We start from the raw sequence: 14,098 nt of genomic DNA on the forward strand, positions 1-14,098 counted from the left end.
GAGCCATAGATGATAAGAGCATTTTTTATAAAGAGTTTAGTCTGCTTTTTAGCATTCCTTAGTGGCACTGTTTATGCCCAAAGCATCCGCTTTGACTTGTTTGATAATAAGGGTCCCGTGAGTCATGAAAGTTATCCGGGTAAGTACTTGCTTATGGCGATTGGCTACACCTCCTGCCCTGATATTTGCCCAACCACGCTTTATGAATTCGGTGCCGTCATGCGCGCGATTAAAAATCCGGATGCCATTCAGCCATTATTTGTGACGATTGATCCGACGAATGACGAGGTAAATCGTTTAAATGCTTATACTGGCTTTTTTGATAAGCGTATCGTGGGTTTATCAGGGACTAAAGAAAATATCAAGCACTTTGCCGATCAATTGGGGGCGACCTATGGCTATAGTCTGCATGGTAAACGAATCGAAGACCCAGCGCCTGGCATGTCCTACGCGGTTTATCACAGTGCGTTAATCTATTTGATTGGACCCGATCGTGAGCTGCTTGATGTGTATGACTATCAGATCGGGGTAGAGGGGCTGGTAGAGGCGCTCGATGAGGTGCTAGGCAGCCCTGAGGCTGAGGCTAATCCTAGTAGCGCGATGTTATCTGCCAGACAGACGTCGGAGGCCGCGGTGCGAGCGCCTGCGAAAGTGACGCCGGCACTAAACTGTGAGCTGCCGGAGGGCTTTGTTGACTCTAAAGAAGCCCATGAGTTATCGACACTACTTGATTCCGCTCCCGCATCAAGGGTGAGCTTATTAAATTTGTGGGCCACTTGGTGTGCACCATGTCGTGTAGAGTTGCCCATTCTGGATACGTTTGCAGGGTCACAAAATGATATGTCGGTGATTGCTTTAAACTTAAATGAACCGACAGAAAGGGTTGCCGAGTTTTTTAAAGCCCAGGCGATAAAAAATTTGCAGCCACAACGGAGCGAGGATAATGCGCTTTTACGTCGTCTGGGTGGTATCGGCTTGCCCTTTAATGCACTATTTGTTGATGGTCAGGCGGTGGCCATTAAAAACGGGGTCATTAAAGAAACCGAGGGGCTCAGTCATTACGCCCAGTGTTTTAAGGCACACGCAGTGAGCCAGTAGCCAGAGTTAAATTAAGCAAATGAGGTGTTAATATGAAAAAGTGTGTATTTTTGAGTGCCATGCTCGTGGCTTTTGCGCAAGTAGCAGTGGCAGAAACGACGGTCACAAGCGTGGATAATTGCGTGATTCAGGAGGTTTTGCCTGGCAAAGCCATGACTGGCGCCTTTGTGACCTTTCACCATCAGGGGCCTGCAGTGGATATTATTGCGGCGGAGATTCCAAGTATTACTTCACACGTTGAGTTGCACTCCATGGAGCTAAAAGACCATGTGATGACCATGATTCCATTGACTAATCCTAGCCTGGAAGCGGGTATAAGAGAGTTTAAAAAAGGCGCTGATCACGTGATGCTGATGAGCATTCCAGAGGAGAAACTGCCTAGGGTTGGTGAGATCCATACCATGACGTTTAAATTTAGCAATGGGACGGAAGCCAGTTGTGACGCCATGGTTAAGTCAATTGATGAGATTATGCAAGCAGCCGGTATTAAGATGGCTCACTAAGCGGGTGATGTTGGGCTTGGGTGTATCAAGGAATTTGTTATGAAACGACGGGATTTTCTTCGCTACTCGCTTGCGGGCGGGCTGGTGCTGTCTCAACCGCAGCGATTGTTAGCAGCCACTGAGCCACAGCTGCTTGAGCATCTGAGTTTATATAATCCAACGCGTTATTTGTTTATTGTAGATAGCGAGTCTGCCTTTATTACGGTGTTAGATGTTAAAAGTGGTCAGCAGATTGATTTATTGAATTTTAATCTCAAGCCAGAAATTGTCGAAATTTCTCGTGATGACTCCATCATGGTGGTTGCTAGCAGTGAGTCTCAGGACTTGATTTTGTATGATCTTAAAACGCGTTTGCAACGTGTCGTGGCATTACCTTCACCGATTCAGCGGGCTGTGTTTATCCCGCAGTCTACATTGCTAGCGATAGGGATGCGTGATCAGCTCGGTCTGGTGAATTATCAGACCGGCGCCTTAAAGCTATATTCATCGCCCTTTGATCTTGGCGCTATCGATGAGCAGGGCTTTAGCTTGTTATTTAGCTCATTTACTCGAACGTACTGGCTACTAGACAAACATAAACCTCATATCTATCATAGGTCGAGCTACGATGCGGAGGATGCGCCTTGGGCAGTCACGGATTTGTCCGAGCGACTTACTATCAATTCGGGCTTTGATGGTGGGGTGGTCACCCCGGGTAACTACATGATGGCACTAAGCGCCACAGGGTCTAATGAAGGCTATGTTTACTATATTGATGAGGATCGCTTGTACAGTACCGGGCCCATGGGCTCAGCTGATGCTCATCAAGCCATGGTGAGGCCATATATTGATTCATTCTTTAGGCGTGCGCTTTTTGCCAATGCGGGCGGCCATGTGGCTTTGTTTGACTTTGAGAAAAGCAAGGAAGCCACGCATTTTACAGTTGACTTTTCCCCACGCGAGTTCCGCACCGGTTGGCTAGAAACCACCCTGATATTGGGCGGTGATAAGGCCTTGCAGTTTCAGTCCTTTGATGACCCGAAGGATAAGACCTTAATTGAGCTACCAGCTGCTGTGGCGGATATGTGGGTGAGTGGCGATAGTAAAACACTTTATCTGACGCTCGAGGATGGTGAGCCGCAAGTGTTGCGCTATGATATTCGTCGCCGAGAGCCATTAGCGCCATTGTTGATTCATGGTGTGATTAAAGGCGCCGCTTTGCGCATGGGCAGTACCAATAGCGTTTGCCACTAGCGATAGGCTAAAAAAATACAAATACGCCTGGTTTGCGCTTGGAACTTCCTTGGATGCGATAGAATCTAAGCCGAGGGCAAGTTGGGCAATCGCGTGCTTATAAGTACGAGGAAGGTCCGGACTCCATAGGACAGAGTAGCGGCTAACAGCCGTCCATGCCTTTGGCATGAGGAATAGGGCCACAGAGACGAGACTGTTATGAGGGCTTAAGCAATTAGGCACACAGGTGGCGACTTCCACTTGTTGATATAGTGCATTGAGTTGCATTGTAGAAGCATAGCAGGGTGAAACGCGGTAACCTCTACTCGGAGCAACATCAAATAGGCGTACGTACTGCGTCAAGCAGCTAAGGGCGGTCCGTCCGAGTATGCGGGTAGATGGCAAGAGCTTGTTAGTAATAACAAGCCTAGATGAATGATTGCCAACGATTTATCGTTTACAGAATCCGGCCTATAGACTTGCCCCTCCTTTCTTTTTTCGCAGATTCCCACTCGGCCACGCTAATTGTCATAGAAAAGCAAGTGATTGCGATTGCTGTTGACCCTTGGCGCCCACTTCGATGATGAAAAACCACTGTTTTAGTATGGTTTATGCCACTTACATTTACTTTCTTAGATAACTAGTTGAGATTTAAATAAATTATCCCTGCCATGGCAGGGTTTTTTTTTGCGCCTAAAAGCATGATTTTGCTTGAAAAAAATAGAAAAATGTCATAAAGTGGAGTAAAAGGGTTATGAAGTGGTATTAAGTGGGATACAAAGATTAAAAGTGGGATAGGGTAGTGATTTTCCAAGGGAACCATCCATTAACGATAGACGCGAAGGGCAGGATCATGATCCCAGCCCGGTACCGTGACGTCTTATTGGAGGGTGCCAAGGGAGAATTAACCTTCACTTGTAATTTTGACGGCGGTTTATTGGTCTATCCACGGGCTCAATGGGAGTCCAAATTGGAAGAGATTATGCGCTTACCCGCTAATCGCGCTTCAGTTAAGAGAACCCTGCTCGGTAACGCGTTTGACGTGGATATTGATAAGGCGGGACGGGTCTTGATCCCAGCACAGCTCCGTGAACGAGCGAGCTTGGATAAGGAGGTGGTGTTGGTAGGTATGGGTCGTCATTTTGACCTATGGGATGCCGCGAAGTATGAGGCATTAGTAGCAGTCGATTTAGAGGCCGGTCTACCAGATGATCTCGATGACTTCTCACTATAAGAGCTAGCGATGAGTCAGGATTTCAGCCACACCACCGTTTTGCTGCATGCTACGGTCAACGCTTTAGTAGACCCGCACTTCAATGCGAAGTCCAAAGCTGTGCATTCTCCACTGCCCGCACAGCAGAAAGACGGCGTTTTTGTTGACGGGACTTTTGGTCGAGGTGGTCATAGCCGTTATTTGCTTAGCCATTTAAGCCCTAAAGCGAAGTTATTCGTGTTTGATAAGGATCCCGCAGCGATTGAAGTGGCGGCAGCGTTACGAGCTGAGGATCCGCGTGTGATTGTTGTGCATGATGCATTTTCTAGCATGGCTGAGGTATTGGCTGCGCATGGAATTGGCAAAGTGCAGGGCATCATGATGGATTTAGGGGTGTCTTCACCGCAATTAGATGACGCTGCCCGCGGTTTTTCATTTATGCGTGACGGCCCCTTGGATATGAGAATGGATACCAGTCGCGGCATCACAGCCGCCGAATGGTTAAATACCGCCTCATTCGATGAAATTAGAGGAGTGATAAAAGACTATGGCGAAGAACGGTATGCTTTCCAGATTGCAAAGAAGATTGTTGATCGCCGGCAATCCGGCCCATTTCGTAGTACGCTCGAGCTCGCCCAGCTCGTCGCTAGCGTCGTCAAGTCGCGCGAAAAGGGTCACCACCCGGCAACTCGCACCTTTCAAGCTATACGGATTCACATCAACCAAGAACATGAGGAGCTTTCACGCAGCCTCGCGTCAGTGCTAGATTTGTTGGATGTGGGTGGGCGTTTGGCGGTCATCAGCTTTCATTCACTGGAAGATAGGCCGGTGAAGCAAGCAATTGCCCAAGCCTCCACCTTAGATCCGGCGTTGGCCAAGTTGCCACTGCGTGAGACGGAGTTGCCTGCAGCGCGTCTAATCAATCTTGGCAAGGTGCAAGCCTCCGCCGAGGAGATTAAGCATAATCCGCGCTCGCGTTCGGCGATGTTACGGGTGGCAGAGCGTACTGCCGCTGAATAAGGGCTAAGGCGTTGGCATGTTAAGAGTATTGATTTTCGGTTTAATCGCTTTTTTTATTTATAGCGCGATCGAGTTGGTAAGTGCACGTTATGAACAACGGCAGCAATTTACTCAAATTGAACGCGCGACTCGGGTTGAGCGTGAGCTGGAAACGCAATGGCGATTTTTGGAGTTGGAACGAGCGCAATTAACTAGCTCCATGAATATTCGCAGTGAGATCGAAGAAAAGCTGAAAAAGATGCATTCGCCCCAAGTGAATGAAATTATTTACATCAAAGAGTCTGAGCTTAGTCCCATTAGCGAAGTTGGTTCAGAATAGGTAAAAAAATGAAATTAAAAAAAGTTTTACAACATATTCAGCGTTCAAAAAGTCGCAATACGCGCGGCTATAAGCCCCAACTTCGCTTTTTTAATGAGCCGGTGATCGAGAATAAACTGCCTAAATGGCGCAGTTTGTGTATTCTTGGGCTGTTTGTCGGTGGCTTTACCATCGTTTTGGGACAGGCTTTTTATCATCAAATCTACAATAACGACTTTTTACGTGCCGAGGGTGAAAAGCGTTTTGAGGTGAATCAGACCTTGCCGGCCAATCGTGGTCGTATTGAAGACCGCAATGGTGTCTTTTTGGCCACCAGTGTGCCGGTGCGTGCGGTGTGGATTATTCCCGAGGAATTGCAACGAGCCACGCCCGAACAATTTAAGTTTTTAGCTGAGTCGGTTGATTTATCCGTGGCCAGTGTTAAAGAGCGCATGGAAAATCATATGGGTAAGACCTTTGTTTATCTAAAGCGCCAAGTGCCGATGGATAAGGCAGAGAGCTTGCGCGAGCAAAAGTTGCCCGGCGTGTATTTTTTACCTGAGGTTAAGCGCTCCTATCCTCAAGGGCCAATTACTGCCCATTTGGTTGGTTTTACCAATATCGAAAATAACGGTATTGAAGGGATTGAAAAGCATTATGAATCCCGTCTAAGCGGCGTTGATGGTAACCGTACCGTACTGCGCGATCGTCTGGGACGAGTGATTCAGGACGTTTATGCGCAATCACCAGCGCAAGATGGGGAAAATGTCAGACTCACCATTGATAGTCAAATTCAGTATTTAAGCTACCAAGCACTAGAAAAAGCGGTCAAACATCACGCAGCGGATTCCGGTGGGGCGGTCGTCATCGATACCCAAACGGGTGAAATTTTAAGTATGGTCAGTTACCCGAGTTACGATCCAAATGATCGCTCGGCGCGTAAGGGTGCGCTACTTAGAAATCGGGCAGTGACGGATGTGTTTGAGCCAGGCTCAATTATCAAGCCTTTGGTGGCGGCATTAGCATTGGATGCTAAAGCGATTTCTTTAAACACAAAGTTTGCGACTGGTAACGGTAGTTATCGCTATCAGGGCCATACCATTACTGACGTTAGCCGTTATAACGGTACCTTGGATGTGGCGGGTGTGATTCGCCGCTCCAGTAATATTGGTATGACCATGATTGCTGAGCGTTTACGCGCTGAGCAAATGTGGACGGTCTTTAAAGCCTTGGGTTTTGGTACTGCGCCAGAAATTGGTTTCCCTGGCATTGCCACTGGTAATTTAAGACCGTGGGAGCGTTGGCGTTTGATTGAAAAAGCCACCATGTCCTATGGTTATGGTGTCTCTACCTCCTTGCTGCAAATCGCCCATGCCTATACCACCTTGGCGCGCGATGGCGATATGGTTTCTTTATCTTTAATTCGTAGTGAGAAACCAGCCAAGAGTGTACAAATTTTTAGTAAAGAAACGGCCAGAAATGTACGTCGCATGCTAGAGGAAACCGCTGGTCCTAATGGTTCGAAAATTCAGGCGATGGTCGAGGGCTATCGCATTGGTGGTAAGTCCGGTACCGCACGTAAAATTGTTAACGGTAAATATAGCCGCAGTGACTATCGTGGTTCCTTTGTTGCGGTGGCACCGATTTCCAATCCACGCATTGTGGTGGCAGTCACGGTGGATAATCCACGTAAAGCAGGCTATTTCGGTACTCTAATTGCTGGTCCTGCGACGGGTGAAATTATCAGTGGTACCTTAAAGTATTTAAGTGTGCCACCAGATCTTAATGTCGTCCCTACCTTAGAGGCAAATAATAGCAAGGCAACAGCTGCATCCGCTCGCAATCCGCGCGGATAATTATCACGCAACAGTGCAGGAAGTGTTATGCAAGAGCAAACTAAAGAAATTACGGCGATTGTGCAATGGCTACGTCAACATACCGAAAGCCGAGCCGACCTCAAACTTGATTCCAGAGACATCCGAGCGGGGGATGTCTTTGTTGCATCTAAGGGCTTGCATAGTGATGGTGCACAATTTATCCCAGCGGCAATTGATAATGGAGCGGCAGCAATTTTAGTTGATGCCGCTTCAACGCATGTGGCCGAGGCGCTAAGCGAAGCGGCTAGCGCAGTGCCGCTGTTGACAGTAGACCATCTGAAAGGCTTATTGGGCAAGCTAGCGGATGAATGGTACGGACGTCCATCAGAGTCAGTCAAAGTCGTTGCGATTACCGGTACAAATGGTAAAACCTCATGCGCCAGCTGGGTAGCTCAAGCCTTAAATTTAAATAATACACCGTGTGCCACTATCGGTACCTTGGGCGTGATATTACCAGATGGTAGAAACCTAGGCGGCTCCTTAACCACACCGGATGTGCTCAGTCTGCATCGTATATTGGCCTATTTGCGGGACCAAGAGATTTTCACGGTGGCCATGGAAGCTTCCTCTATTGGTCTAGAACAGGGTCGTATGGACGGCATACGCATTGATATTGCTGGATTTACTAATTTAAGTTTAGACCATTTGGACTACCATCAGAGCATGGCTGAGTACGAAGAGGCCAAGGCGATTTTATTTACTTGGCCCGATTTAAAGTTGGCTGTACTGAATGCCAATGATGAGGCTGGTTTGCGTTTGGCGAAGCGCTCAGTGGCTGCCAAGACCTTAACTTACTCGCTTGATGTGGATTCTGCTGCTGATATCCGTGCTTTGCATTACACCTTCCATGACTATGGTTTGTCCTTTATGCTGCACACGGCTCAAGGTGATACGCAAATTTTAAGTCGCTTAGTGGGCGAGCATAATATTTCTAATTTATTGTTAACCGTCGGTATTTTAGAAGGGCTGGGCTGGGGTTTAAGCCGTATTAGCAGAACACTGAGTCAGCTAGAAGCGGTTGCTGGCCGTTTGGAAACGGTCGAACCACTAGTGAATACACAAAATAAACCACTGGTGGTGGTGGACTATGCGCACAGCCCCGATGCCCTCAAGCGGGCACTAGAAGCAATACGCCCTAATGCAGCGGCGCGTGATGGGCGCTTGATTTGTGTGTTTGGTTGTGGTGGCGATAGAGATCGTACCAAGCGCCCAGTGATGGCTGAGATTGCTGAGCAACTAAGTGATTTAGTTTATATCACCAGTGATAATCCGCGCACTGAGGACCCGCATCGGATTTTAGACGAGATTGTGGCTGGTCTTTCTTCGCCATCGGCAGCGAAGTTAGCCATGGTAGAAAGACACCGAGATTACTCCATTCTCTATGCGATTTTGCACGCTGCGCCTGAGGATGTGATTTTGATCACCGGGAAAGGCCATGAGGATTATCAGGAAGTGCATGGCGTGCGTCATTACTTCGATGATCGCCAATGGGCTAGTCTAGGCTTGTTGATGCGTGATGCCTTGGATATTAGTACCGATACGCGTCAATTACAGCCAGGGCAGTTTTTTGTGGCCTTAAAGGGTGAGAATTTTGATGCCCATCGCTTATTGGCTGAGGCTCAAGCTAAAAAGGCTCTAGCCGCTTTAGTCTCCAGTCCTGATAAGCATATCAGCTTGCTGCAAATTCAGGTCCACGATACCCAAGAGGCATTGATGACCATGAGTAAGGCATGGCGCAGTTTATTTAGCTTGCCGGTGATTGCAGTGACGGGCAGTAATGGCAAAACGACCACCAAGGAAATGATCGCGGTCGTTTTAAAAGCAGCCTATGCTGATAATTACCTAGCCACCGAGGGAAATTTAAATAACCATATCGGCGTGCCACTTAGCTTATTAAGACTGCGTGCTACACAGCAAATGGCGGTTTTTGAGTTGGGCATGAATCACCCTGGGGAAATTGCTGTGTTGGCGGATTTGTGCCGACCTACGGTGGCGGTTTTAACCAATGCACAGCGTGAGCATCAGGAGTTTATGCAAAGTGTGGAGGCCGTCGCTCAAGAAAACGCCTCAGTGTTTGCGTATTTGGCCACGGGTGGCGTGGCGGTTTATCCGGCGGCCACTGAGTACACCGCTTTGTGGGATGAATTAAGTCGCCATCGTCAAGCCTTGCGTTTTGCGATTGCAGCGCCGACAGCAGAAATTTACGCCACCGATTTGCAACCACAAAACGCTGGTATTGATTTTGTCTTGCATGCGCATGACAGTAGTACTGAAATTAGTCTACAAATCCCGGGTGAGCATAATGTGAGTAATGCGCTTGCTGCCGCAGGGGCTTGCTTAGCAGCGGGTGTGCCAGTGGCTCAAATAAAGCAGGGCTTGGAAAGTTTTGCTCCGGTTAGTGGACGCTTACAAAACTATGTGCTTAAAAATGGCACGCACTTAATTGATGATAGTTATAATGCTAATCCAGATTCTGTGCGCGCGGCGATAGATGTGCTAAGTGCTTTACCTAGCCCAAGGCTGTTGGTCTTAGGTGATATGGGCGAGGTGGGACCTGAAGGACCGCAAATGCACCGTGAAGTGGGTGCTTATGCCAAGCAAAAAGGTATTGAGTATTTGTTGACTTTTGGTGCCGCGACTGAGGCAAGCAGTCAAGCCTTTGCTGAGGGCGCTCAGCATTTTACGGAGCTGCCAGACTTACTCAAGGCCTTGGCTGAATTAGCGCCAGCAGCTGTATTAGTAAAGGGTTCTCGTTCGATGCGTATGGAGCGCGTGGTGCAGGATTTACTAGATAAACAGGAATAATAAATCTCGCTAGTAACGGGGAATGTACTCATGTTATATGAGCTCTTTAAGTATTTAAGTAAAGATTATAGTTTTTTTTCGGTTTTTGATTATTTGACCATGCGTGCACTGATGGCCAGTGCGACGGCATTGCTTATCGGTCTCGTCGCAGGACCAAAGGTGATCCGCAAGTTGTTAGAGATGAAGGTCGGGCAGGCGGTGCGTCAATATGGTCTAGAAAGTCACCTGGTCAAAGACGGAACGCCGACCATGGGCGGTGTTTTGGTACTAATTTCTATTGCGCTGTCCACCTTGTTATGGGCTGATTTAAGCAATCGCTTTGTGTGGGTCGTGCTCTTTGTGACCGTGGGCTTTGGTGCTATCGGTTGGAGTGACGACTATCGTAAGGTGGTCTATCGCAACCCTGAAGGCATGTCGTCCAAAGAGAAGTTTTTTTGGCAATCAACCATTGGTGCCATTGCCGCCCTTTATTTGAGCTTTGCTGTATCAGCACCCGCCTCCGGCGATTTATGGCCATTATTTAAAGATTGGGTCATGAGTGGATTCACCATGCCGCTACCCGCACAGGCCGATTTGATTGTGCCTTTCTTTAAGAGTGTTAGCTATCCGCTAGGGGTATTCGGTTTTGCTATTCTTACCTGGTTGGTGATTGTGGGCGGCAGTAATGCGGTGAATCTGACCGATGGTTTGGATGGTTTAGCGATTATGCCGACCGTGATGGTGGGCGGGGCGCTAGGTGTTTTTGCCTATGTGGTCGGTCGTGTCGATTACTCAAGTTATTTGCTCTTTCCCTATATTCCGGGCGCTGGGGAGATGCTAATTCTCTGTTCTGCCTTGGGCGGCGCCGGTCTTGCCTTTTTATGGTTCAATGCCTACCCAGCGCAGGTGTTTATGGGTGATGTGGGGGCATTGGCTTTAGGCGGGATGCTAGGCTGTATCGCCGTGATTGTACGCCAGGAAATTGTGTTTTTTATTATGGGTGGCGTGTTTGTCGTTGAAACGCTGTCCGTCATGCTCCAAGTGAGTTGGTTTAAATACACGAAAAAGCGCTATGGTGAGGGACGACGTATTTTATTAATGGCTCCTTTACATCATCATTTTGAGAAAAAAGGGTGGAAAGAAACCCAAGTGGTGATTCGTTTTTGGATTATCACCATTATGTTGGTGTTAATTGGTCTTTCGACCTTAAAATTACGTTAGTTATCTTTTTCAATTTATTCTTTTAGAGTTAGGCCATGGCACAGCACAAAGACTTGTCTCAATCACATGTATTAGTTTTAGGCTTAGGTGAGACCGGTGTCGCCAGTGCTTTATGGTGCTTGCGCCAAGGTGCTAAGCTGCGTATTGCCGATACCCGTGATGAGCCGGCGGGTCTGGCTGAGATTGAAGTGGCTGCTAAGGCACAGCCGGCAGCGAAGATTTCCTATGCGCTAGGAGCCGCCTCGCTCCAAGCGAGCACCTTAGCGGGGATTGATTCACTGGTGCTGAGCCCAGGTTTATCGCCTAATGCCTCACCGGTGCGGGAGTTTTTGTCCCAAGCCGAGGCGCAGAGAATTGAAATTATCGGTGAAATTGAGCTCTTTGCTCGCGCCTTGCGCGATTTAAAGGCTAGCCGTGATTATGCGTGCGAGGTCGTTGCTATTACCGGCACCAATGGCAAAACCACCGTCACCATGATGGTGCGTGATATGCTGGAGACCGCCGGTTTGACGGCAGTTGCAGCGGGTAATATTAGTCCTGCTGCTTTGAGTGCATTGATGCATGCCTTGGATACCGATGCCCTGCCTCAAGTCTGGGTGCTAGAGCTATCTAGCTTCCAGTTGGCAACGGTACAATCTTTGCAGCCTAAGGCCTCGGTGGTCTTAAATTTAAGTCAGGATCATTTAGATTGGCACGTGGATTGGGCAGATTATGCACAGCATAAAGCCAAGCTTTTACAGTTAAGTGAGACTAAGGTGGTGGCTCGAGCCGATCCGGAAGTGTTAGCGATGGTGCCAGAGGTGGCGGCAGTCGAGGTGATTAGTTTCGGTGAGGATGAGCCGTCCTTACTAGGTGATTTAGGGATTCAAACATTGGGTGGCATGAGTTGGCTTGCCGCCTCCTGCGACGATGAGGGTTTCGAGACGCCATTGAGTGCGGGGGCTAAAAAAAGAAAAACCGAAGCCTCAACTCGTGCACCTGCTCATTTAAAGCAATTGATGCCGGTTGAAGCCTTGCCCGTTAAAGGGCGCCATAATGCGCTGAATGCCTTAGCTGCACTTGCGCTGTGCCGTGCGCTGGGCATAAATTGGAGTCCGTTACTGCGTGCGCTGGCTGCCTTTAAAGCGGCTCCGCATCGGATGAACTTTGTACGCAGCATCGCCGGTGTGGATTTTATTAATGACAGCAAGGGCACCAATGTCGGCGCTACTTTAGCCGGCATTAATGGCTTGGCGCAGCCCTTGGTCGTGATTCTAGGTGGTCTCGCCAAGGGGCAGGATTTCAGTCCTTTATTAACACCATTACAGGAAAAGGCTAAAGGCATCATCTTAATCGGGCGCGATGCAAAGTTAATCGAAGCAGCATTGAGCGCAACGGGTTCGCCAATTAAGCATGCCGACTCCATGCAAGAAGCGGTGGTTGAAGCGATGCGTCTCGCCACCGCAGGCGATATTGTATTACTGTCGCCCGCTTGTGCCAGTATGGATATGTTTAGCAATTATATGCAGCGTGGCGAGGCCTTTGCAGAGGCGGTACAGGATTTAGCGCATGAATATGGAGAAATTTAAATGAGTCTGAGCATGCGCGAGCGCTTTGTGCGCCAGACGGAGCCGGGGATCAATGAGGTTTCGCCCACTCGTAGCAAAATGCGTGACTATGATCTGGGACTATTATCCATTATCGGCGTGATTTTGGTGCTGGGTTTGGTGATGGTGTACTCCTCCTCAATTGCGCTGACGGATGGACCAAGTAGTGAGGTCGTTAAATTCAACCGCTACTTTATGATGCAAGCCATTTATATTTTTATCGGCTTTTGCGGCATGTTCACGGTATTCAATATCAATATGGACAAATGGGAGGAGCTGTCCTTTCTCTTTTTTGGGGTAGCTGCGGTCTTATTGTTACTCGTCCTCATGCCCTTTATCGGCCGTGAGATTAATGGGGCAAAGCGTTGGATCCCCTTAGGGCCGGTCAATTTTCAGCCGAGTGAGATGATGAAAATGGCCATGGTGCTGTATGCCTCACGGTATGCAATTCGCTTTCGTGATGCCATTGGCTCTTTAAAACCCTTTGAGGGCTTTGTGTGCGGTGTGTTGCCGATTGCAGCCTTATTGGGATTGGCTTTGATACTGACCTTCCTTGAGCCCGATTTAGGCGCTTCCATGGTGCTCGCCTCCATTTGTGTCGGTGTTTTGTTCTTGGGTGGTCTGCATAGTTTTTACTTGGCTGGTCTTGGTCTATTAGGCGTGGGTTTGGTCAGTGCTGCCGTGTTATTCAGCTCTTGGCGCCTTAAGCGCTTGTTTGCTTTCTTAGATCCCTTTAGTGAGGAGTATGCGCAATCCTCAGGCTATCAATTAGTGCACTCATTAATCGCTATCGGTCGTGGTGAATGGACTGGTGTGGGTCTAGGTTTTAGTATTGAAAAATTACATTATTTACCAGAGGCACATACCGACTTTATATTGGCTGTGATCGGTGAGGAATTGGGCTTTGTAGGTATTCTGACGGTAGTGATTCTGTATTTCTTACTGATTTTTAAATGTTTTAAGATTGGTCGCGTAGCCATTGCCATGGACCGCTACTATAGTGGCCTGGTGGCACAGGGCGTGGGTATTTGGATTGGTTTCCAAGCCTTATTTAATCTCTGCGTTTGTTTGGGTTTATTACCGACCAAGGGCTTAACCCTGCCGATGATCAGTTTCGGTGGTTCAGCCATGGTGATGACACTTTGTGCACTGGGACTGGTGTTCAGAGTAGACTATGAAAATCGTCAATTAATGCGTGGTTTGCCTATTTCAGGCGTGCCTGCGCCAAGGTATGTGTGATGAGTGAAGCAATTGACCCAGCGGTTACGATGACAACTGATGCGCCA

11 protein-coding genes and 1 other RNA gene are annotated in these 14,098 nt (G+C 48.3%); all 12 read left to right on the forward strand.

Annotated features, from left to right (window positions below; translation table 11 throughout):
* Positions 1-9: 9 nt before the first annotated feature.
* The 12 genes from A3GA_RS0106205 (at position 10) to ftsW (ending at position 14,051) form a co-directional block, all read left to right on the forward strand.
* Positions 10-1,098, forward strand: coding sequence for an SCO family protein (locus A3GA_RS0106205; RefSeq protein ID WP_018026529.1), 1,089 nt, complete (start codon positions 10-12; stop codon positions 1,096-1,098).
* A gap of 32 nt (positions 1,099-1,130) precedes the next feature.
* On the forward strand, positions 1,131-1,601 hold the full coding sequence (locus tag A3GA_RS0106210; RefSeq protein WP_018026530.1) for a copper chaperone PCu(A)C: 471 nt from the start codon (positions 1,131-1,133) through the stop codon (positions 1,599-1,601).
* Positions 1,602-1,640: 39 nt separating this feature from the next.
* Positions 1,641-2,834, forward strand: coding sequence for a YncE family protein (locus A3GA_RS0106215; RefSeq protein ID WP_018026531.1), 1,194 nt, complete (start codon positions 1,641-1,643; stop codon positions 2,832-2,834).
* Positions 2,835-2,907: 73 nt separating this feature from the next.
* An RNA gene (gene rnpB, locus A3GA_RS11815) (RNase P RNA component class A) lies at positions 2,908-3,303 on the forward strand.
* Positions 3,304-3,618: 315 nt separating this feature from the next.
* On the forward strand, positions 3,619-4,047 hold the full coding sequence (gene mraZ / locus A3GA_RS0106220; RefSeq protein WP_026156842.1) for a division/cell wall cluster transcriptional repressor MraZ: 429 nt from the start codon (positions 3,619-3,621) through the stop codon (positions 4,045-4,047).
* Positions 4,048-4,056: 9 nt separating this feature from the next.
* Complete coding sequence (rsmH, locus tag A3GA_RS0106225) at positions 4,057-5,046, forward strand: 16S rRNA (cytosine(1402)-N(4))-methyltransferase RsmH (RefSeq protein WP_018026533.1); 990 nt, start codon at positions 4,057-4,059, stop codon at positions 5,044-5,046.
* A gap of 16 nt (positions 5,047-5,062) precedes the next feature.
* Complete coding sequence (gene ftsL / locus A3GA_RS0106230) at positions 5,063-5,365, forward strand: cell division protein FtsL (RefSeq protein ID WP_018026534.1); 303 nt, start codon at positions 5,063-5,065, stop codon at positions 5,363-5,365.
* Positions 5,366-5,373: 8 nt separating this feature from the next.
* The gene (locus A3GA_RS0106235) at positions 5,374-7,200 is read left to right on the forward strand and encodes a peptidoglycan D,D-transpeptidase FtsI family protein (RefSeq protein ID WP_018026535.1); all 1,827 of its coding nucleotides are present in this window, start codon (positions 5,374-5,376) and stop codon (positions 7,198-7,200) included.
* Between the two features lie 27 nt (positions 7,201-7,227).
* Positions 7,228-10,026: a bifunctional UDP-N-acetylmuramoyl-L-alanyl-D-glutamate--2,6-diaminopimelate ligase MurE/UDP-N-acetylmuramoyl-tripeptide--D-alanyl-D-alanine ligase MurF gene (murF, locus tag A3GA_RS0106240; RefSeq protein ID WP_018026536.1), complete on the forward strand. Its 2,799-nt coding sequence runs from the start codon at positions 7,228-7,230 to the stop codon at positions 10,024-10,026.
* A gap of 30 nt (positions 10,027-10,056) precedes the next feature.
* Positions 10,057-11,226 (forward strand): phospho-N-acetylmuramoyl-pentapeptide-transferase, encoded by a 1,170-nt coding sequence (gene mraY / locus A3GA_RS0106245; RefSeq protein WP_018026537.1) that lies wholly within the window; start codon positions 10,057-10,059, stop codon positions 11,224-11,226.
* A gap of 35 nt (positions 11,227-11,261) precedes the next feature.
* Positions 11,262-12,794: a UDP-N-acetylmuramoyl-L-alanine--D-glutamate ligase gene (murD, locus tag A3GA_RS0106250; RefSeq protein WP_018026538.1), complete on the forward strand. Its 1,533-nt coding sequence runs from the start codon at positions 11,262-11,264 to the stop codon at positions 12,792-12,794.
* A complete protein-coding gene (ftsW, locus tag A3GA_RS0106255; RefSeq protein WP_018026539.1) occupies positions 12,795-14,051 on the forward strand; it encodes a putative lipid II flippase FtsW in 1,257 nt (418 codons plus the stop codon).
* The last annotated feature ends 47 nt before the right edge of the window (positions 14,052-14,098 follow it).

Origin of the sequence: Oligella urethralis DSM 7531 (assembly GCF_000372065.1) — a bacterium.
GTDB lineage: Bacteria > Pseudomonadota > Gammaproteobacteria > Burkholderiales > Burkholderiaceae_B > Oligella > Oligella urethralis.